Genomic DNA, 22,012 nt, shown 5'->3' on the forward strand with positions numbered 1-22,012 from the left:
AAACTCTGACTCCATCTGATATTTGGTATCAACTTATCCCAAACAAGATGAATACAGACAGTCTTTTAACCCAAAAAGGATATTAAGATGATGAAACTCATAACAACTATTATTTTACTATCAGCTGCCATCTTAAACAGCTGTAATAGAAGCAATCCTATTTCCGGAACTTATATTTCACAGTCTGTCATGCTTCCTATGTATAATGGTTGCTGCACAGCGACTGAAGTATTGCAGCTCAACAATGATGATACTTTTAATGCCTATCATCAGGATGATCAAGGGGATTACCTCACCAAGGAATTGACATCAGGAAATTATGATCTGAAACAGAATATCATCTCTTTTAAGCCTGATTCTATCAATAAGCATTATGATTATTCAACGGTAAAATATAAGGTAATAGCTTCCGATGATCCGGTAAAGTTTATTACAAAAGAAGACAATGAGCCTCAAAAATTCTATAAAATTGATTTTAAAAAAGCAGACTCCCTATACCTTCAGCGCTATAGTCATACGGACTGGGATCAGGAAAGTATCAGTATAAAAAATGATGGTTCTGTTCATTACATCCGACGTTCACAGGACAAAAACAAAAATCCCATCCATATTAACAAACATAAAAAGCTGACTCAGGAACAATTTCAGCAATACCTGGAAACGGTATCTCAAAGCAGGCTTTTTCAGGCAAAAAACACCTCCGAAAAATATAGTATTGCCTTTTATATGACATTTAAAGAATATAATATGGAGATCCACGATCAGAATAACATCGACAAAAAACTGTATGATTTCTTCTTTGAAACAGTACGAAACTGGGTACAATAATTCATGAACCCTCAAATTCAAGCATTTCTTTCATTAAAAGTTAAAATATTATCTTCGTATCAAATTTGACAAGTATGAAAAAAATGATACTTCTGGCTTCGGCTGTTCTGGTATTAAATTCCTGTGTGGTAAGAACGGCTACAAAAGTAGTTTCTGGAGCCGTAAGCTTAAGCTATAAAGCCGTAAAAGGTACCGTAAACGGGATCAGCTGGGCGGTAAGCAAAGCGAAAGGAAAAATAGATGAAGACCGTGTGGATGGAACCTGGAAAGTAGTAGGCGTTTACAAAGGATCTTTCGAAGATTTTTCAAGGGATCAGAATCCGGATGGCTCATTTACTTCGGATTGTACTGACAGCTTTGATCAGATTATTTTTAAAGCTAAAAAGTCTAAATTCAAGCCGGTACACTGCAGCTCCGACAAGGAAGACTGGGTAAAATACAAGATGGAGTTCGGAAAAAATCCTGCGACCAAAGAAAAGGAGAACTATATAGAATACAATTCCGATAATTATATTTCGGTGATTGATGTGAACAATAAAACGATGATTCTGGAAGGTAATCTGATGCCTAAACTGGCATTTTCCGGAGCTAAACTGTATCTTTTGGAAAAGGTAAAATAGAATAAAAAAGCCTGTCTTTAACTTTTGAAGACAGGCTTTTTATTTTAAGGATTGTACTTTTAAAACGCAAAGTTTTATAGACAAATCTTTATATTTTTAAGGGAGCTAAGGATGAATCAATTTCATTGATTCTGATGAAGCGGATGTATAACTTTACAGCTTCATGAAGCAACTTATTTATTTCCTTGAAATGCAACATTTAGAAATAAAAACTTTGTGTTTTAAATTTATCTCTCGCTGATTTTGCTGATTAAGCAGATCTAAAGAATCTACGTAATATTCTGGATCTGAGGAAAGAAAGATCATTTACTTTCTATATCTGCAATTCTCTGCCCTTCTTTCCCCAGATAATAAACCACCAGCTTTTCATAGACTTTATAACCATCGTCTATATTGGTGAAGATGATAATTCCTTTCCCTGATTTTGGTAGCACCAAAGCAATACATCTTGTACCCTGATCGGCCCCGCCATGAGATAATGCATATTCACCATTCCCCAGATCATAGATTTCAAGACCTAGTCCGAAATATTTATTTTCTTTGGTTTTCACCTGCTTTTTAATCATTTCCTGAAATACTTCCGGTTTCAGAAGGTTTCCTTTCATTACACCGACCATAAAATTGCTGTAATCTTGTATCGTGGTATGCAGATCATCAGCGGCATTGGCTGTTTTGTTTTTTTCAATCGGGTAAGATTCTCTTTTCTCGTTGTATCCTATGGCAAATCTGGATTCATCGGTATTCTGATCCCAAATATAGTTGGTATCCTTCATTTTAAGAGGTTTAAAAATCAGTTCCTTTGCAAGTTCTTCCAATGGTTTTCCAAATTTCTTTTCGAGGGCTTTTCGCAGGTATTCAAAGCCTTCTCCTGAGTATTGATATTTTGTTCCGGGTTCAAACTGAAAATTCAGTTTTTTATCTTCATTCATCCATCTCCAGTTTGGGAAACCGGTCTGGTGGCTCAGAACGATTCTGGTTGTAAGCTTTTTATGTCTTGGATCGTTGATGATGTCAGGATCTGTCCAGTAAGCATCTAAAGGTTCATCCAGCTTCCACTTTCCCAAACTGATCAAACGCAGGGCTACCATTGCAGTAACAGGCTTGGTAAGAGAGGCTACATTAAAAAGGGTATTACGGGGAGCTGAAACTCCTTTTGTAACCTCTCCCAACACTTTTACTTCCTGTAATTTTCCGCCATTGATGATGCCTAATCCAAGCACAGGAATATTGTTTTCTTTAAGCCAGCTTTCCATTGACTGGTCATTATCAAACATCGTTTCATTATCTGTGGTTTGCTTTGGATGATGATTAAAACTTAAGGAATTTTTCAGCTTCCATTCATTGTTTTCCAGTATCCACAAATGGGTAAAACTGGCTTCTCCTACCAGCTTTTCGGCATGATCTTTTTCTTTTTCATAAAACATATGGTCTCCATTCTGGATGGCAGCATATATTTTACCCTCTTTATACATGGGATAAACCTGAGTGCTTTTCTCAATCAGGACTCTTTTTAGTTGATATGTTTCCGGAGATTTGCATAGGCCATTTTTAAAATCGGATATAAATTTATCTTTTTCTGCAAAGCCTCCTTTATCGTGATAGAATTCAAATCTTTCACTCAGAAAACTTTCCATCTTCGGAATATCACAGGTATTGTAGGCTACTGAAAAAAACAGGCTGTCTTTTGACATGATTGTTCGGTAAAGCGGATCTGTTTTGGGTAATTGTGCCTGAATATGATTAAAAAGAAAGGTAAAAAAAAGAAACGCAAATAAAGTGGTCCTTGTCATGATTAAATTTTTGACAAAGGTTATATTTTCATCTGTTTCTGAACGAAAAATGAACCCGACAAAAACCCGACAAAGTCCTGACAGGTCTTATATCATATTGAAATTCAATCGAAAATACAATTTCTTCTTTCGATCAATCTCTGCAGCATTGCGAAGGATAATAAAAATATTAGAGAGTACAATTACAATCATAAGAACTAAAGTAAATGGTCTTCCGAGCTTTAAAAAGATCCCTAAAATGAATACAATAGGAGCCATCACAGTCCATAGCATCTGAACTGAAATAATTTGTTTCACCAGACTATTTTTCTGCTTCATGGCAAACATCAGAATAAGAGGAACAAGAATATTCAATGGTGGCAATAAGGTCAATAACAGGGAGGAAAGATTAATGATTTTGACTAAAGAATAATTGATCTCGGGTTGTAATTGCTGTTCTACTTTTATCTCAGCATCTGTCTCCACTATTATCTCATCATTTGTCTCAGGAATTACGACAGTATCCTGTAATAAGCTTTCTTCTATTCCCAATGTCCAGGCCAATGCTCTTAAGGTATGTCCTTTGGGTTCTGTGCCAGCTTCAATTCGTTGAATCGTTCTGACAGAAATTTTTGACTTTTCTGATAATTCTTCCTGGGTCAGGTTTTTCTGTTCTCTTAAGGCTTTTAGCTTAGACATGGTTCCAATAGATGTAAGATAATTTCCGGGGCTAATTTACAGATTTTTCAACATTTGAATCAGAATCTGTTGATCAGTGCTTCTAAGGTATTGTACAGTATTGTAAGAAATAAGACATTTGCATTAAAATCAATGATTCCACTTCAAGATCTCTCATTCTTTATTCTGGCAGCGCTTATCTTAGTGATCAGCCCGGGACCTAACATGATCTACCTGATTTCGAAATCGATAACACAGGGGAAAAAGTCCGGTTTTATTTCTTTGATCGGAGTAGTCTGCGGATTTTTATTCCATATTGTAATGGTATCTTTCGGATTGACGGCAGTCTTGCTGGCTGTTCCGTTTGCCTATGGTATTCTCAAAACAATAGGAACCGTCTATCTTTTATATCTGGCCTATCAGGCTATTAAACCGAAAAGTAAGAATATCTTTGAGGTAGATAAGAATGTTCCTCATGACAGCCCAAAAAAGCTTTTTACCGTTGGATTTCTGACCAATGTACTAAATCCCAAAGTTGCTGTTTTCTACCTTTCTTTTTTTCCACAGTTCATTAAACCGGAATATGGTTCTGTATTCACCCAAAGTCTGGAACTTGGAGTTGTTCAGATTCTGATAAGCTTTAGTGTCAATTTTCTGATTGTACTTACTGCGGCGAAAGTAGCCACATTTTTTTCCAATAATCCTGCCTGGATAAAGGTTCAGAAATGGTTTATGGCCAGTATACTGACTTATTTAGCCTTAAAAATGGCAGTCTCAAAAGCCAAATAATACGATTTCAGGATTTCCTATATATTGATAAAAAACAGCATACTGTATATCATCAGATGCTGTTCAGGGAATATGGAATTTTTAATAATAAGGCCTTTCTTTTCTTCTTCTATAAAGGTTTAATTAAAATTCGGAACAGAAAAATACGGTTCCGAATTTTGATGTATATTCATATAAAAACTTGAACTGTGAAATACATTACAGTACTGATGCAAATTTCAGATTAAAGATCCGAATCTCCATCAGTACAAATACGTAATCTGACCCGTCCGTATTTTTCCGAATCGATAAGATCTGTTCTTTCATTTTAATCTTCTTCCCAATTCTTTTACTTTTCCGAGCCATTTTCTTCGCTGGTCTTCTTTAGAATCTCTGACAATCCCAATATAGGTAACCTTTACCGGCTTTATTCCACAAAACTCCAGAGTTGATCTTTTCAACTGATTGACACTTGGTCTTCCATACATAAGCCGATAATACCATCCTGGCTGGTCAAGGGTTGTTATAATATGAGCGGTTTTCCCTTTCAGAAGTTTGTCCCACCATACAGAATTTTCTCTGTATTTATAAGCAAATCCAGGTAGAAAAAGCCGATCTATAAAGCCTTTCATGAGAGCAGGAAAGCCACCCCACCACACAGGATGTACCCAAACCAGATGGTCTGCCCACCGGATAATGTCCCAGGCATTTAACAGATCCGGCTCAAGCTCCATTCTTTTTTGATAACCAAACTGTAGATTCGGATTGAAATTCAGGTTAGCAATGACAATTTCTTTGATTTCCGCTCCCGATTCTGCGGCTCCTTCTTTATAAGCAGCTGCAACTCCAAAATTGAAGGAATCTTTATTGGGATGGCCGTTGATAATGGCTATTTTTTTCATTGGGTCACATGGATATTAATGGTTTCATAAGCATCAAGCTGTGCCAATAATGATAAAGGCTCATGAAGCTGATGACTAAAATACACTTTATTGTCATGAGGATTTCTCAATAGCTCTTCTGTGTGCAGAACTGCTGATAGTGCCGTAAGTTCCGCCTGCCCTTTGGTACTCTGAAGACTTAGTTTTTTCTGCCCGGTTTTATCTTTTACTACAATTTCGAAGACAGACTGATCTCCATTCCCACTTGATCCGAAAATCATTCGCCTTTCTTTTAAAGACAAAATATTAAAAATTCTGAGTGATTGGAAACTCCCCAACAGCCAGGTGATAAACTTAGAATTATAAGTCATTTTGACGCTTACATTGGGAACTCTCTCCACACGGTTTAAGATATACAAATCGGGAACATCAAAATTATAAGCCTTTCTCTTTCCAATTCCGAAGGAAAAATCAAAAGGTTCCGTATCCAGAAAATGTCTGATCTTATCAGGCTTATCATTTTTATAGTCATGAAAAGGAACGGCTACATTTTCTGCCATAAAGTGAGCTGAGCTTTCTCCTGCCAAATCTTTAACAGAATAATATACAAAAAGCTTCACTCCCTGAATATCGTCAGTTGAAAGCGTATTGGCCAATCCGGGTACTATTCCCCCCATCCATCCGGAACTGAATACAATCCGGCTGTTGATCTCTCTTTTCTCAGCAATGTCATAAGCTTTTACCAGATCAGGTGTCGGCTTGGTAATATCCAGATAATCCACATGATTGGTTATAGCAAACTGAAGAATGTGATCGGTTTTATCATTCACCGAAAGAATGATCAGATTGATCCTCTTCTCGGTAATGATTTTAAAAGTAGCGGGATCTGTAACATCAACTTTCAGGTCATTTGCTGTTTTTCCTCCTTTGCGTCCGCCGATAAAAATATTGAGTTGAGGGTTTCTTGCTTTCAGAATGCGGGCAATTGTTTTACCTACTAATCCATTTCCTCCTATAATCAGAATATTGTGTTCCATATGTTTTTTTGACAAAATTATAGAACCGTCTCCTCTAAAAACAGGACAAATGTCTAAAAAGAAAACCTATCAACAGGCCTGAAGTGCTCTTAAACAGGACAATCGTACTGGTCTTTTTTTGCCACGAATGCACGAATAAAATGACAGGGAAAAGTGCAAAATTTTATAATTTGTAGATGTCTTAGAATGCACAAATCAATGCAATGGCGAAAGAAAAGTTCATGCACCTGTAATCTGAAAAAGAATTTTTAAATTTTAGTCTGAGCAGGATTTTTACAAAGTAATCTCTTTTCTGATCCGGCTGAGATGCCTTTGTGTAATGCCCAGATAAGACGCCAGATACTGCAGCGGGATATTCTGAATATAATCAGGGTGATTGGTCAGCAATGTTGAATAGCGTTGGGCAGCACTGTCTCTTTGAAGCTGGAAAAATCTGGTCTCAAGTTCCATATATTCCTGCTCGGCAATAGACTTTAGAAATTTCGTCCAGTTAAGATTATCCTGTATCCATTCATCTACAGTTTCTTTTTTAAGGATCAACAGTTCTGCGTCAGTAATGGCCTGCATATTTTCTTTACTGAGATTACCTGAAATAAATGAGGAATAGGCAGCAATCATAGTATTGGGGAATCTGAAACAATACGTCATATCTTTCCCATCCTCTGAAATATAAAAAGAACGAAAAATACCAGATTGTATAAAAGCTACTTCCTTACACGGCTCGCCTTCATGAATGAAATATTCATTTTTACTGACCTTTCTGAACTCAAAAAGGTTTAGAAATTCTTTAATTTCATCTTTGGAAAACAGATTGAAACTTTGAAAATAATTCTGTATCATATTACATTTAATGGGGACTCATTCAACATGGCGAAAATAACCAAATATTTATAGATTATTTACGAATCAAACAAAGAAGGAATACATTTTTAGGGAAGTTTACAATCCTCCAGATACCATTCCTGGCAGGAAGTTTTTAATTGCGCCTGTATTACTGGTAATATTTCCTAATGCTCCAAAAATAGATGATCCGGCTATAGAATTTCCCAAAGTATGAAAGAGTATTTTCAGAATTTTATTTTTTAAGAAAGAGGCTGACCTTTCTAGGTAGCCTCTGTGTTTACTCTTTTATAAATTTGGAAAGTTCTATGGGGATTGGTGGGAGCTTATTTTTATCTTTGATAAAAGTACTCTTTTCCCCCTCTACAACAAATACGTTGGTTTCTTGATAATCTGCATTATAGAACCATATTTGACCTTGATTATCAATATAGATAGTCCACTTCATATGATTGCTTATTGAAGCATTGATATTTCGCTGGTATAATAATTTACTGTGAAGATCAAAAAGACCATAGACAATTGTACCTTCTTTAAATTCTTTTACTACTATATCAATATCTCTAAAATAATATAATCCTGGCGAATTTATAAATGTATTTCTTTTAACAAACACACCTGACTTTTTATCATTATTATCTCTTATAAAATTAGAATTCTTGTCACAACTTATAAGCAAAAATAATGTTATAATTAGTGTAATCTTTCCCATTCTTTATTTTTTATTATTATTGTTTGCGTCCATTTAATTGTTATCCAATAATCGGCAGGATGGGCAAACGCTCTTGTAAAGCTATTGAAGGCCCTATCCATTAAGATATTGCTATTATGGTTTATGTGATCTGTCCATTTCAAATTGAATTTAAATATATATGAATCACTTGATTTATCATATCTTCCGTTCGCTATATAACTTAAATAATTGGTTCCATGCAACATTTTATATCCAGTATTATATCCATCATCAATTTCAAAATGAAAATTTCCCGAAGTTTCAGAATATTTAGTTTTCCCTTCTGAATTCATCAAATAACTTCTTGAACGTGCTATTCTTTGTAGTCTCTCTAGTAAAATCCCATTACTTTTCATATAATCACTCCAACCTTTATCATATATGAAACTCAAATTTTTTCCAGATCCTCCAAGCCAATGATTTAACAGCTCTTCGCCTTTTTTATCAAAAAACCAAAAAGCTGCTGGATCGTTTTGTCCGAAATCATTAAATCCATTTCCTGAATCATTATAATCCGGAGAGATGATGTATTTGTAACCAGCATTAATTCCATCGGTGGAAGTCACTTTATTCGTAAACAAATTACCTGAATATGACATTCCGGCAATTGCTCCACCCAAGAAATTTCCTCCATTAAATGCTGAGTTCAATCCTCCTGATACCAATCCTGGCAAGAAGCTTTTAATCGCCCCTGCATTACTGGCAATATTCCCAAACACTTCAGAAATAGCAGTTTCCTACCAAAAATCACCACCAAAAGCCTCATACGTAAAAAGAACTCACATCCTTTTTGAGGACATAATCAAAGATATACCAGCTTTGGGAATATGTAAAGAACCAGAACTTAATGTTCTGGTTTTTTTATGTATTTGTAAAAATTATCATTCCCCTCAATGAAATAACTCGCTTCACTATCTCTAGTAAAATAAATTGTTATTGAGTCATTTTTATTGATTTTTTGATAGTATAAAATTGTATATTGTGTATAGCCAGATTTATTATTTACTGTTTTAAAGTAATACTTTTTATACTTAGTTCTATCTATTTTATTTCTCTCAAAAAACGACCAACTATATTCCTCTAAATTCTTTTTTATTCCGTCCTCATTTTCACAAGAAACTAGAGACAAAAGAAGAATCAAAAAATAAATTACACTTTTCATTATTTGCCTATTTTAAAGGTTCCATTATATCTTATTGTAAAAGGGGCTCCCCCTACAAATCTTGGAATATTTACCATTAACATTCCTCGTGGTCCAGCAGGAAAAGATAATCCATTAAAAACAGTTCCTCCTATTGCTCCTATATTTCGCACAAAGCCTCGTCCTTTAGTCCATTCATTATTTTTAATATCAAAATCAAATCTTTCACATCTACAACGCGTTTCTCCATCATATGCAATCTGATAATAACCAGGTTTTCCTTTAACAGGTTCAAACGTTACTGTTCCTTGTATCATTGCTTGATTAGAATTTGTATAATGTTTTGAATCAAATAAAGCTCTATAAGTTCCTGGTTTATTTCCTGGTTCACTTAAATCTACATTAGACCAATCAATTGTTGAAACATCAACATCTACAATTCCTCCTTGTCTTGCTTGCCAACGTTTTCTGGCCTCCGATGCTGAAAGTTTTCTATATGGAGGATCTTTTTCATTATCCAGCCAACTATCCTTATCATTTACGGCATGATTCAATCCAGTATCATCATTATAATCAGGAGAGATAATATATTTATATCCAGCATTGATACCATCTGTAGAAGTGACTCTATTTGTAAATACATTCGTGTTATAGGATAATCCTCCAATAGCTCCTCCTAAGAAATTTCCTCCATTAAATGCTGAGTTCAATCCTCCTGATACCAATCCTGGCAAGAAATTTTTAATCGCCCCTGTATTACTGGCAATATTTCCTAATGTGCCGGAAATAGCAGCGCCACCTATTGCACCTCCAACTACTGCTCCCCAAGTCCTTTGCCAGTCCCATTTTACAGGATTCCAATTACCATTATTAGCAGCTACGCCATTTAAATAGCCCCCTACAAGAGCTCCAATAATCCATTGTAAATATTCCCCGCTAGGATCATTGTACATCATCGGATTATTCATCACATACCCGTACTTATTGTAGTTTTGGGTATTGGTAGGGTCCTGGATATTTTCGTCTGCATTCAAAAACCTTCTCAGTAGCGGATCATACAATCTGCCATTCATGTGAATGATTCCTACCTCCATGAAATGCTCGTGGCTCGTATAGCCTCTGTCAATAAGCAGTGAAGCTCCGGCAATTAATGATTTATCGGTAATCGCAGCATCGTTCCCCAGTTTAAGATGGGTAAAGTTGCCCCAAGCATCATAATGTCTTTGTTCCAGCTTATTCCCTGCCTCATCACTAATGGCCAGAACGCTTCCTATATAGTCTTTATGAAGAAATTTATACGAACCATTTGCCTGACCAAAGTCTCTCAAATATACAATATTAGATTCATAAGGTGAGCCTCCAATATAAAGAATATGCTTTTGAAGCCCCGTGTTTTGATCTACATTTACTTCAAAGCTTCCGTCTTCATTATAATACTTTGTGAAGGCTGTTTTCCATTGTGAAGCATCAGGATCCCAGATTTCATTTTTTCCTGATTTTGATTCAGAAGATGTTCCATTTTTAAACTTTTCAATATTCACACGCTGGCGCATATTGCCCAATCCATACTCCAAAAAGACACGGGATTTTTCACCACTAATCAGGGTTGGATCGTTATTCTCATTATAAACAATGCTTTGGATCAGATCATTATTGTAATTTTGTACTCCATCCGCATTTAAGATCATTCCGGTAGGTTGATAGATTTTAGCTGAATTTTCATATTTCATGGTTCCCACCTGATCATTTTCTTTAATCCTGCCTTTTATATCATATACATTTCTATTTGCCAATGGCTTAATTCCTGTAAGTGGATTGGTCCAGTTAATAAGGCGGTTGTTATCATCATAATTAAAGTACTCTTCAATTTTAATATCGCCAGTGGTCTTTCTAAAATTCAGTTCGTTTCTAACCGCATCAAAAGAATAGGATATACGCAAAATGTCTGGGCTTACCTGAGAATAATGGTTTACACCTGTTAAAAAACCATTAGCATCGTATGTATTATTGATATTCGCAGCACCCAGCTTACCTTGTAACATCTGTCCTTTGGCATTGGTTTGCTGTAATTCCCAAAGGATTTTTCCAGAAGTTTTGTCCTTCATCTGGTAAAGTTCTCCGCTCCATGAGCTGTAGATATTTTCTACACTAACTTTAGTGATAATGCCTGAAGACCGTAATTCCTTTTCGTAAGATAGAATTCTGTCTTTGTCATCATAGATGATCCCTTTTTGAATATAAGTTTTCCCATTACTATTTTCAGTTGAAGATAATAATCTTCCTTTAGGATCATAGGTTAATACAATTCCGAAAGGCTGTCCCTTTATGAGACCTGACTTTTCTATAAGCTGTCCCTTACTATTGTAGGTAAAGGTAATAGTCTTATTAGTTGTCTGTCCACTGTCTATGGTAGAATATTCTTTTTGAGCAACCAGCTGTCCCAGGCTATTGTATGTATATTCTTTAAACCCTTTTGGACTGATTACTTTGCTCGTTTGCCCTAACCCATTATATTCATATTTGTAAAGACCATTGGAAGGATCATTAAACTCTGTTTTTCTACCCCAGACATCATATTTTGTGGTAACACTATTTTCAGCATATTTTGCCTGAATTTGTTTTCCTGCAGCATTGTAAGAAAATTGTATTGTACCTCCTTTATCCGTTGAAGAGATTATATTTCCTAAAGCATCTGCTGTTTTGGAAGTGGTTCTACCATATCCGCTCAGCTCCTTCACCGTAGTTGTCAACCCTGATAGGGTCGTCTCTGTTTTCTTACCATTGAATGCAGTGGCCATTACTTTTGATTGAGGATATGTTGTATCATCATAAGTGATCATATTCCACTGGGATGCAGTCTGCCCTTCAAAATAAGGTTCGGATTCTTTAATCTTTCTGCCTAAAACATCATAAAGCATTTCTTTGGAAATAAACTGCCCCTGTCCAAAAGCTTTTACAGATGTTTTATATTCCTTCCCAAACTTATTGGTAAACACCTTTGAGATATTACCATCAGGCTCATTCCTGGTAACCGTTACATTTGAATTACTATCCCTCTCGTAAGCATAGGTAGTGGTTCCTTCTAAATTGGAGGTTGAGCTTATAAGTTTCCCCCAATTGTCATAGGTATGAGTGAGGGTATTATCAAATGTATCTTTCTGCGATAATACCTGTCCCCAATCGTTATAAGTAAACAGAGCTTCCAACCCTAAATTATCTGTTTTTTTAACAACGAATCTACCTTTTGCATCAAATTCATTTTTTTCAGTCTGTTTGCTTGTGTCATAAGCCGTATTGGTTACTTTTTGTATAACATTTCCGAATCCATCATAGGTAAATTCATCGGTTACAGCCCTATTGGTATCATTTCCTGCAATTTTAGTAATTGTCTTAATACGATTGTTTTCGTAAGTATATGATTCTGTTATTTTTTGTGTGTCAGAATACGCATTTTCCTCGTTAATATTACTAGTAATGCGCCCGATATAATAATCTTTTCCTTGCCCGGAAGGATTATGGGTATAGACAATTTTTTTGGCAGACCGTCCAAAATTTCCGTTGATGGATGTAGTTGAGGCAGATGGTAGGTAATACTCACCATAGATAATACTATTCTCTGAAACAACACCCGTTAAAAAATCCTTAGTTCTGGTGGTTGTAGGGACAATAGCAGTTACTACTTTAGCTTTATCGGCATCCGGGATATTGGTTACAACCTGACCGTTGATAAGCTTATCGATCTTGTAGGTAGTAGACTTAAAGCTTAATAAGTTTGTATTGTTTTCAGAAAGATCAGTAGGGAATACTTTTGTTCCATCATTAGTCCTGATACTCCATTCTTTAATTGGAACTCCATCATTAGTAGGATCAGTCTCCACAGCTGACCAGATTTTTGTGTTTTCATAACCATCGGCATACCATGAGCTTCGGGCTGTTTTTCTGAAGCCTACCATTCCTCTCCCTAATATATTGGCTGTAAGTCCCCTGTAAAGAAAATCCTGTTTCAATTTATTGTCAGCAGTAATGGTTTGAGCCATTCCCGAAACCACATACATTCCCACTGATTGATTAATTTCAACGTACGGGAAATTGGGGGTTGTCACTTTATCGTATAATCCCGGGTTTTCTTTTTTATCCAACTTTTTATAGGTAATATCCGTAATAATTCCTCCCTGGAATATGCTTTTTATTCTTCCTTCCTTTGCAATATCATAATACGGATGTGATACAATACGCTGCAAATCACCAACATCGCTACCGAATCCAACTGCGGAACCCATAACAACTTTTCTAAGCATTCCTCCTGTCCATTGATCACCAGACAACCCCATCAGGTCTCTAAAATTAGGCGCTGTTTCTGAACTAATATCACTACTGTTAAGATAAAGATCATATTGATCTGCTTGAAGATAAGCTCCATTGGAGTATATGTTTTCCATCGTACCATAACCTCCAGTAATTGAATAAAAAGCAGTTTGTATTTCACTCGTCGTGGTATATTTTGCGGTATTATTATTATTCGTAGGACTGGCGCTATAATATCTGACTGATTTAAGAGCTATTAATTCTGTTTTTCCATCATTGTTAATATCATAGGCAACAAAATTTCGAGGATTATATATGCTAAAATTTGGACCATTCACATACACTGCTCGTTCGTCAGGCTTTCTAAATTCTACACTTTCTTTTTTGAACCCTTTTCCTGTTGATGTATACTTATTCCAAAATGTAGAGTTGTTTGCTTGTGGGATCATAATATCACTTAATCCGTCCCCATTAAAGTCTCCAACCACAGCTTTTTCCCAAAGGCCATCTATAGTTTCAATAATTCCTGGATTGAAAAACGGTGCGGTATCAGCCTCATATTGACCCTGATCATTTTTGAAAAAGGTAAGTAAATAGGGCTTTTTATTATCATTTATTTTTAAAAGATCAGTAACACCATCTCCATTAAAATCGCCTATTTTATGCGTATCAAATACATTCCGAATGGTATTTAAAAGCTCATAATCGAGTATAATTGAATAAAACCACTGTCCATCTTGCAGAGATTGATCAGGATCAATTAGATAGTAGGTCTTAGTATCTCTACAACCAGGTGGCCGCCCATTTGGATCAGAATCATTTACCGGAGGACAAGTAAGACGACTTACGGGTAAAATCAATTCATGTAAACCATCCCCATTAAGGTCAATAACATTAAGTTTACCAACCGTTGAAATACTACCGGTCCAATCATAATCTGTGTTATTGATCCATTTTTTAAAATCAAGGTTTAATTGATTGTTTTCTGTAATGCTATAAAAAGAAAGCTCAAGATCTGCTTTAGCAGTCGAAGGATTGTAAAACGATTTTTTTATAACAAATCCTTGGCGATTATGGATAAGGTGATCTTTTTTAAAGTTAATTGCAGTGGCGTCTTTTAATCCTTGCAAAGAATTGCCTACAAATATTGGAGTCCAGGTATCATATGCCATAGAATAAAAATCTTTATAAAGATATATTCCGGGTTGTGGTATTTTTGACGATACTGTTGAATGATACCTTAATAAATCCAGATTGCCATCACCATCAAAATCTCCTACTACATCATTATCTGGATTAGGTTTTAACGCAGTGCCTAATTGAGCAGGTATACTATCACTTAGCCCTGAAGGTTCATAAGTGAAAACAACGGGGTTTGCTTCCTCATTATTACTGTTTAATACAACAATTTTATTTAGATACCTATAAGATGTTTGTTGTACATCTTTTTTATAGGAAACATTATACTTTTTGTATTGTTTGCCAGATGCAGTAACAACTATTGATTCAAGTAATTTTGATTGTGAAAACTCAATCCCTTTTACATAGGCCATTTCTGATTTTGGCCTTGCTGTAAATACAAATTCAATTTTATTAAAATGAGGGGTATTTTGGGTTTCATTGCCTCCCCATTCAATGGAACTAATTACTGAAACATTACCCTCAGAAGTATAATTATAACTAATATAATTCCCATTTACATCTTTTGATTTGACAATATTATAGTCAATGGGGCTTCTCGCTGTGCTGTTTCCTGAAGCTATAGCACCATACCAGGCCTGCGATCCATCAGGAGAAGTAACCTCCCAATATTCAGGTCCTTGCCATGCCTGCCCTGAAAGGGTACCTATAGATTTAATTTTAACATTAGAATATTTCTCTGTCACATATTCTGCACCATCCTTACCATACTCTCCTGATTTTAGAATTAACCTTTGGCCGCCAAAACTGTAATAGTCAGAATAGTCGAGTTGTACTCCTTTTGAGATCCCGTCCTTTTCAAGATTCTTTCCAACCCTTGAGATGGCAGTTATCCCGGAAATATTCCAACCATACCCTGCAAGGCCATTGCTTGCACCGCTTACATATACTAAACTGATATTAGGTGCTGTTTTTTGAACTCCGGGAGGGGTGTCTATCGTCATTGTGTATTGAAGCTGTCCCGCCTGGGTTACTTCAATATTCCCTTTGGTATCATGAAATTTCTGAACAGGGGTTGTTTGTGAAATCCCCATCATAGAAATACAGGCCATGATCAATGAAGATAATAGCTTTATTTTCGTATTATAGTATTTCATAGTTATTACCTTTTAGTGATGTTTTTACTGAAGATCCGTCCGTCTTTCAGGGTAAACCTGATCACATATACGCCCCACTGGTAGTCGGTCATATTAATTTTGACCTGCTTATTAAGGTTAGGCATATTTTGCTGCTGAAATTTCCAATGTACCGTGCTGTGCTGGTATAATGAGACTGATTCAATAAGTCCATCTACTTCATCTGTCCAATCGATGGTTAATACATCATTCACAGGAACAGGATAAAGACGGATCTGTTTCCAGAATGACTTTTCATCCATTGCTTGTGATAAGGTTGCAGATGTGGTTTTAGAATCAACTTTTGATAAAGTTTCCGACGTCTGTCTGGCGTTGGTATCAGGACCCCGATACCGCTGATTGCCTGCTTCGTCGTATTTAAAGTAAACCTCGGTTACCTGGGCATAGGAGATCCCCATAGAAGTGCATATAAGTAATGCACTTAGATAATTTTTTTTCATTATTGTGTAATTTTAATGTGAATATAAACATTATTTCCAATTCCTCAATCAGGGAATACCCCATTTTTATATAGGGTTTTTACGGTAAATTAAATTACCCTGATAAACACAGCGTTTTCATAGTAAATTGTTTTTAAATATGTTATAAACCTTAAACTAAATTATGATTGTATGAAAACAAAACCTTCAGTATTGAAACCATTGAATTTATAAGGCTTCATACTCTAAAAACAATACAATGGTTTTCATTAAAGTGTGCATTGGATTTCTGAAAAAAGAAAAACAGTTTGTGTTGGTCATGATCAGATTACTTTACCGGAAACGATACCTGAATAGCTGTTATCAGAAATTTCCTTAAAATAAAAGAAGTATCTTCCCAGATGTATCAGATCACAGACCTCTTGGATCGAAGGGAAAGGAGACTTTAAAATTCAATAAAAAAAATCATCTCAGGACGAGATGATTTCTACCGTTTTGAATTGATTGAGTTATTTATATGAAGATATGAATGATGTTTGTGTTGGTACAAAGATAGGCAGAGCGCTATTCCTGTACATCAGTGGAATCCCTAAAAATTTATCCGTAAAAATACGGTTGTGTAAAAGAAAAAGCCCTGTAAGAAACTTACAGGACTTTAGTGTATCTAACAATTATTATGTTTAGGATTTAAAGTACAACACTCAGAATGAATAGATTATCTTTCTTCATGTACTTTATTTTTATTAAAGAGGGCTTACTAATTGTAAGAACCATTCTTTAACTTCTCCTTCAAGGTAAGGAGCTAATTTTTCTTCACAGGTCTTATGATAATCATTTAACCATGCAATTTCCTGATCTGAAAGAATCTCTTTTGCCACAGTATCTTTGAAGAACGGGCAGAACGTAAGGGTTTCAAACTCATAGAAAGTTCCATGAATGGTTTTCTCTACTTCTTTTACAGCGATCAGGTTCTCGTGACGGATTCCATAATGTCCTTCAAGGTAATATCCAGGCTCATTAGAGCATACCATTCCCGGAAGAAGGTCCTGAGGATTCAAGTCTTTTCTGATATTTTGCGGGCCTTCGTGAACGTTCATAAAACTTCCCACCCCATGTCCTGTTCCGTGGTTGAAGTCTTTACCTTCCATCCACAACGGAAGTCTTGCAATGGCGTCAAGATGTACTCCTTTGGTACCTTTCGGGAATTTCACCATCGATAAGCGGATCAATCCCTGTAATACCAATGTTGAATTTCTTTTAAACTCTTCAGAAGGTGTTCCTAATGCAAAAGTTCTTGTAATATCGGTAGTTCCTTCAAGGTACTGACCTCCTGAATCTACCAGGATGGTATCTTCATTGGTTACTTCTTTGCTGCCTTCTTTTTTTGCCGAATAGTGCATAATAGCACCGTTATCTTTATAGCCTACGATGGAACCGAAGCTTTCTCCTACAAAGTTTTCTCCTTCAGCACGGAAACCTCTCAGCTTCTCACCGATGGAATATTCGTTCATAGCTTCTTTACCTGCATTCTGAGTCAGCCAGTAAAGGAATTTTACCATTGCCACTCCGTCTCTCACCATCACTTTTCTGAAACCTTCCAACTCTGCTTCATTTTTCTGAGCTTTCATCAGGTTTCCGGGAACCGGAGCTTTAATAAATTGGTTGTCTGCTTTTAAAGTTGCAAAAATCTGTTGGTTGCTGTTGGGAGAAACCAATACTTTTTCATTTTTAAATGCTTTCAGATAGTTGTAAAATTCTTCGTAAGGCATCATTTTCACGAAAGAATCGTCCATTTGTTTTCTGGCTTCTACTTCCAGTTTTTCCAGTCCTGTAAACAGCACTGCATCATTTTTAGTGATGACGATATATCCTAAAAATACAGGGTTGCAATCTACATCGCTCCCTCTAAGGTTCAATGTCCAGGCTACATCATCCAGACTTGAAATAATGTGAACGGTAGCTTCCTGATCTTCCATTTTCTGACGAATGGCAGCGATCTTGTCTGCTACAGATTTCCCAGCTCTTTCTACAGGATGTACATAGACAGGATTGGCTGATGCCACTCCTCTTTCTTTCCATACTTCTTTTAAAAGCGGAAGGTCTGCCAGGGTTATATTTTTGGAATTTAATTTTTGAGAAAGCAGTTCCCAGTTGGCATTCGAAGCTGCTAAAGCATTTACGGCCACTTTACCTCCTACTGGAATTTCAGAAATAATCCAGTCGATATAATTAGGAGTTCCTTCCATTCCGTCTTTGAAAAGGTCAATACCGGAACCCTCCAGCTCAATAGCAGCCTGTGTAAAGTATCTTCCGTCTGTCCAAAGTCCGGCTTTATCTTTTGTTACTACCACAAAACCTGCTGAACCTAAGAATCCTGAAAGCCATGCTCTCTCCTGCCATTCTTCAGGAAGGTACTCACTCATATGCGGGTCTGCAGAATATACTATAAATGCATCAACATTATTTTTCTGCATTTCTTCACGAAGTGCAGCAACTTTTTCCTTTGAAGTCATTCTTTTCTTTTTTAAACACCGAAAGTTACGAAAAATTTGAAGTCGAAAGGTGAAATCAACATTCTATTTTCCTTTATAAACTGTTATTTTTTCCTTCATCATCAGTGATGATATGGATAATGGAATATGTGGCGTTATTTTGTTCATTATTGAATGACAAAAACCACATAAATTTTTCGCCACTAATGCAATCAAACATTAAAATTTTAAACATATTTAATTCAAAACTTATTTTTATTCAACAAAAAGCTACCACATTATTAGTTTTTAAAGATTTTGGAAAGATTATTGCTGCATTATTTTCTATGAAACAGCAAAACTATAATAACCACAGGAAATTTTATCCACCTCATCATTTTGTCTATCTTCCGTTATTGATCTTATTAGAGATATTTAGCATTTATAAAATCTGGAATGACTCTGCCAATCAGCTGATCTGGATCTTATTTTCAATCGTTATTTTCCTGCTTTTTTATCTGGCATTTATGACCAGGCAGCATTATGCTTTAGGACTTCAAAACCGTATGGTCATCCTCGAATTTAAGCAGCGTTATTATGAGATCTTCAATATAAGATCTGATGAAACTGTAGAGAAATTAAGATTTGATCAGATCGCTGCCCTGAGATTTACCTACGATGATGAATTCAAAGAGCTATTATACAGAGCCCTTCACGAAAACATTTCAGGAGATGAGATCAAGAGATCGATCAAAAACTGGAAGGCTGACCGGCTCAGAATTTAACCTTATCAAAAATAGTAAGCTATGAAAAAGTGGAGTATTTACAGTATTACAATTATAAGCTTGTTGACATTAACAGGCTGTGAGGCAGTAGGAACTATCTTTAAGGCCGGAATGTGGTGGGGAATCTTTTTAGTATGTATCATTGTAGTGATTCTTTTACTCATTTTTTCGAAGGGTAAAAACTCTTAACGATTTTTATGGAGAAGAATACAGAGATCGAGATTATTTCTCGCTTGAAGCCCGCCAAAATTGTTAAAATTATGAAGAGCCCGGAAGCTTCTGCCAAGGCAGTACATCTTGTATATACTACCGACTCGGAAACACCCGGCATTAGCCGTAAAAAAAACAAAAAGAAGTATTCTTACTATAAAGATGGAGAAAAGATAAAGGATAAAGACGAGATCAACAGGATCAATAAACTTATTATTCCTCCTGCCTGGGAGAATGTATGGATATGTACACTGGAAAACGGACACCTTCAGGCAACAGGTATTGATGCTAAAAAAAGAAAACAATACCGCTATCATCCTTTATGGAATGCCCTTAGAAACCACACCAAATTCTACAGAATGCTGCAGTTTGGATATGCTCTTCCGGATATTCGGCTTCAGGTTGAACAGGATCTGGCCTTACGGAATTTTGAAAAACGTAAAATTCTGGCCCTGATTGTAAGCCTGATGCAAAGAACCAACATCCGTATTGGCAGCAATATCTACGAGAAACTATACGGATCTTTTGGGCTTACGACTCTTAAAAACAAACATGTAGAGATCAAAGGACAAAAGATTACTTTTTCGTTCAAAGGAAAAAAAGGAGTCATGCACCATGTGGATCTTAAAAGTAAAAGGCTTGCAAGGCTGGTTCAGAAGTGCAGGGAGATTCCAGGGAAAGAGCTTTTTCAGTATCTTGACGAAGAAGGCATTCGTCATTCTATAGACTCAGGAATGGTCAATGATTACATCAAAGAGATCAGTGGTGAGGACTTTACGGCTAAAGATTTCAGAACCTGGTCGGGAACTGTGGGAGCGCTGATTGCTTTTAAAGAAATCGGCTACGCGGAAAACGACACCCAGTACAAAAAGAAAGTAAAAGAAGCATTAGATATTGTTGCTGAACATCTTGGTAATACCACAGCTGTATGCAGAAAATATTATGTTCACCCTCTGGTCATCAACCTCTATGAAAACAATACGATCAAAAAATATCTGGACGAACTGGATGTGATTGAGGAAAATGATGGAAAAGCCGGGCTGACCCAGGAAGAAAAACTGGTACTTAAGATCCTGGAAAATGAGAGACTGTAATTTTTAAGTCGGAAGAAGGAAACATTATCAGACTATATTGTTCAAAAATTGGCTTCTTCAAACTTCAATAACTTCAAGTCTCCCTCTCCCAGTTTCAAATCTATCCTGTTACTCTATTGCTCAAAAATTGGATTCTGTATTCCTTTGGGGTAATGCCTGCAATTTTTTTGAAAAGCTGGGTAAAATGAGATGCCGTATGAAAATTCAGTTCATAGGCAATTTCTGCAATATCTTTACTGGAATGCAGCAATGCTTTGCTATAATTGATGTCAATCTCGTTGATCCATTGTTTGGGTGATTTTTGGGTCACTCCTTTCACACATTTATTCAGATAACTTTCTGTCACGGATAATTTATCGGCATAGAAAGCTACCCGTTTTTCTGTCACATGGTATTTGAATAACAGATCCCGGAACTGAAGAGACAGTTCCATAGGACGTGTGGCAGACTTGTGATGGGTATCCGAATCTGTGCTCAGCATTTTGATCAGAATAAGGTGAAGCATTGTAATCACCACATCATTAATGTTCAGATTATTCAGCCATAATTCCTGCTCCATGATAGGTAAAAGCTGGGTAATTGTCCCGTAGGTCAGGCTGTCCAGATTCAGGAAAGGGGTCATAAAGAAAATACTGCTTTTATGCTTGGGCAATTCCTGTTCGGAGAGGATATTATTTTCGTAGGCCAGAAAAAAGCCTTCAATATCATCGGAAAGCTCTACGGTAGCTGTAATGGTTCCCTGTTTGATAAAGATCACACCTCCTTTTTCAGCATGGTATTCTTTATTTTCAAGGTACTGCTTGATATGCCCGTTGGTAACGAAAATAATAAAATTAAAGGTGGTACGGTACGGAATCACCGGCATCAGAATTCCCTTAAGGTAGTTTTCGATACGATAAAGCTGTATATCCGCATTATTTGCTAATATTTTCTCTGTGATATTCGGGAGAAAAAGTTTTTTATATTGAAAATTGGATAATACTTCCATATCCGATATTATGATAAATTAAAGTTATACAAAATTTATAAAGTACAGCCAGGAGAATCTGAAAATTTGAGAATGAGTGAATTTGAAAATCATCTTACCTCAAACTCTC

The 22,012-nt window shown here is 36.1% G+C and carries 18 protein-coding genes; 6 read left to right on the top strand and 12 right to left on the bottom strand.

Annotation, left to right across the window (positions count from 1 at the left end; genetic code table 11):
• Positions 1–87: 87 nt before the first annotated feature.
• Entirely contained in the window at positions 88–828 is a 741-nt protein-coding gene (locus tag AC106K_RS09335; protein WP_482444778.1) for a hypothetical protein, read from the top strand.
• A 74-nt stretch (positions 829–902) separates the two neighbouring features.
• Entirely contained in the window at positions 903–1,448 is a 546-nt protein-coding gene (locus AC106K_RS09340) for a hypothetical protein (protein WP_482444780.1), read from the top strand.
• A 302-nt stretch (positions 1,449–1,750) separates the two neighbouring features.
• On the opposite strand, the gene AC106K_RS09345 is transcribed toward AC106K_RS09340, so the two are convergent.
• Together AC106K_RS09345 and AC106K_RS09350 are read right to left on the bottom strand one after the other, a co-directional pair.
• On the bottom strand, positions 1,751–3,238 hold the full coding sequence (locus AC106K_RS09345; RefSeq protein WP_482444781.1) for a serine hydrolase domain-containing protein: 1,488 nt from the start codon (positions 3,236–3,238) through the stop codon (positions 1,751–1,753).
• An 87-nt stretch (positions 3,239–3,325) separates the two neighbouring features.
• Positions 3,326–3,916 carry a helix-turn-helix domain-containing protein gene (locus AC106K_RS09350; RefSeq protein WP_482444783.1) on the bottom strand — a complete coding sequence of 197 codons (591 nt, stop codon included), beginning with the start codon at positions 3,914–3,916 and terminating at the stop codon, positions 3,326–3,328.
• A gap of 132 nt (positions 3,917–4,048) precedes the next feature.
• On the opposite strand from AC106K_RS09350, the gene AC106K_RS09355 reads away from it, so the two are divergent.
• On the top strand, positions 4,049–4,684 hold the full coding sequence (locus tag AC106K_RS09355; RefSeq protein WP_482444785.1) for a LysE family translocator: 636 nt from the start codon (positions 4,049–4,051) through the stop codon (positions 4,682–4,684).
• A gap of 302 nt (positions 4,685–4,986) precedes the next feature.
• Here AC106K_RS09355 and AC106K_RS09360 read toward each other — a convergent pair whose 3' ends face one another.
• The 9 genes from AC106K_RS09360 to AC106K_RS09400 form a co-directional block, all read right to left on the bottom strand.
• Positions 4,987–5,565, bottom strand: a complete 579-nt coding sequence (locus AC106K_RS09360; protein WP_482444787.1) for an NAD(P)H-dependent oxidoreductase — start codon at positions 5,563–5,565, stop codon at positions 4,987–4,989.
• Positions 5,562–6,581 (bottom strand): saccharopine dehydrogenase family protein, encoded by a 1,020-nt coding sequence (locus tag AC106K_RS09365; protein WP_482444789.1) that lies wholly within the window; start codon positions 6,579–6,581, stop codon positions 5,562–5,564. The genes AC106K_RS09360 and AC106K_RS09365 overlap by 4 nt, the downstream gene beginning before the upstream one ends.
• 273 nt (positions 6,582–6,854) lie before the next feature.
• Positions 6,855–7,421 (bottom strand): Crp/Fnr family transcriptional regulator, encoded by a 567-nt coding sequence (locus AC106K_RS09370; RefSeq protein WP_482444791.1) that lies wholly within the window; start codon positions 7,419–7,421, stop codon positions 6,855–6,857.
• Positions 7,422–7,701: 280 nt separating this feature from the next.
• Positions 7,702–8,133 carry a hypothetical protein gene (locus AC106K_RS09375; RefSeq protein WP_482444793.1) on the bottom strand — a complete coding sequence of 144 codons (432 nt, stop codon included), beginning with the start codon at positions 8,131–8,133 and terminating at the stop codon, positions 7,702–7,704.
• Complete coding sequence (locus AC106K_RS09380; RefSeq protein ID WP_482444795.1) at positions 8,115–8,873, bottom strand: hypothetical protein; 759 nt, start codon at positions 8,871–8,873, stop codon at positions 8,115–8,117. The genes AC106K_RS09375 and AC106K_RS09380 overlap by 19 nt, the downstream gene beginning before the upstream one ends.
• A gap of 125 nt (positions 8,874–8,998) precedes the next feature.
• Positions 8,999–9,316, bottom strand: coding sequence for a hypothetical protein (locus tag AC106K_RS09385; RefSeq protein ID WP_482444797.1), 318 nt, complete (start codon positions 9,314–9,316; stop codon positions 8,999–9,001).
• Positions 9,316–15,897 (bottom strand): FG-GAP-like repeat-containing protein, encoded by a 6,582-nt coding sequence (locus AC106K_RS09390; protein ID WP_482444799.1) that lies wholly within the window; start codon positions 15,895–15,897, stop codon positions 9,316–9,318. Before AC106K_RS09390 ends, AC106K_RS09385 begins: the two co-directional genes overlap by 1 nt.
• A 5-nt stretch (positions 15,898–15,902) precedes the next feature.
• On the bottom strand, positions 15,903–16,376 hold the full coding sequence (locus tag AC106K_RS09395) for a T9SS type A sorting domain-containing protein (RefSeq protein WP_482444801.1): 474 nt from the start codon (positions 16,374–16,376) through the stop codon (positions 15,903–15,905).
• Positions 16,377–17,098: 722 nt separating this feature from the next.
• Positions 17,099–18,868, bottom strand: coding sequence for an aminopeptidase P family protein (locus AC106K_RS09400; protein ID WP_482444803.1), 1,770 nt, complete (start codon positions 18,866–18,868; stop codon positions 17,099–17,101).
• A gap of 305 nt (positions 18,869–19,173) precedes the next feature.
• Between AC106K_RS09400 and AC106K_RS09405 the strand changes: the two genes are divergently transcribed.
• From AC106K_RS09405 to AC106K_RS09415, 3 genes are read left to right on the top strand one after another with little or no spacing between them, the layout of a single operon-like run.
• Entirely contained in the window at positions 19,174–19,611 is a 438-nt protein-coding gene (locus AC106K_RS09405; RefSeq protein ID WP_482444805.1) for a DUF6526 family protein, read from the top strand.
• Between the two features lie 21 nt (positions 19,612–19,632).
• On the top strand, positions 19,633–19,800 hold the full coding sequence (locus AC106K_RS09410) for a phosphatidate cytidylyltransferase (protein WP_482444807.1): 168 nt from the start codon (positions 19,633–19,635) through the stop codon (positions 19,798–19,800).
• A gap of 8 nt (positions 19,801–19,808) precedes the next feature.
• Positions 19,809–20,915 carry a DNA topoisomerase IB gene (locus AC106K_RS09415; RefSeq protein WP_482444809.1) on the top strand — a complete coding sequence of 369 codons (1,107 nt, stop codon included), beginning with the start codon at positions 19,809–19,811 and terminating at the stop codon, positions 20,913–20,915.
• Between the two features lie 100 nt (positions 20,916–21,015).
• Here the strand turns inward: AC106K_RS09415 and AC106K_RS09420 are convergent, their stop codons facing one another.
• Positions 21,016–21,903 (bottom strand): helix-turn-helix domain-containing protein, encoded by an 888-nt coding sequence (locus AC106K_RS09420; RefSeq protein ID WP_482444811.1) that lies wholly within the window; start codon positions 21,901–21,903, stop codon positions 21,016–21,018.
• Between the last annotated feature and the right edge of the window lie 109 nt (positions 21,904–22,012).

The sequence above is a fragment of the Chryseobacterium sp. FR048 genome (assembly GCF_056844665.1).